1 protein-coding gene is annotated in these 347 nt (G+C 60.8%); it reads right to left on the reverse strand.

What is annotated here, in order from left to right; genetic code table 11:
- A partial coding sequence (locus ACG02S_RS26270; protein WP_394473446.1) for a hypothetical protein occupies positions 1-215 on the reverse strand: 215 nt, incomplete at its 3' end.
- Positions 216-347 lie beyond the last annotated feature (132 nt).

Raw genomic sequence — 347 nt, forward strand, 5'->3', positions numbered from 1 at the left:
CAGCGGCGGGTCATGTCTGGTGAAGCACCGGCTGACGCGATAGTTCGGGATTGAAGTTCATGGCGCTGTTGAATCCCGCCATAGCCGCTGCCAGCAAGGCCGTCCATACGGCGGTCAAGGCCAAGTAGTCGGCCCTGCAAAACGCCCGGAACCCGCATGAACACTAGCGATGCGGGGTGAATGCCGATGGTCAGAACTCCCAGAATCAAATGCAATAGCTATTGATTTCTGGGAGTTCTGGAGAACTGGCGATGGCGACCGACGACTTCTTCCGCGCACGGCTGGATGGCATGGTGGATCCCCGCCACCCGCTCGCGGTTCTTGGCCGGCGCATGCCCTGGTCCGAG

The sequence above is a fragment of the Pelomonas dachongensis genome, from assembly GCF_043555865.1.
Lineage (GTDB): Bacteria > Pseudomonadota > Gammaproteobacteria > Burkholderiales > Burkholderiaceae_C > Pelomonas > Pelomonas dachongensis.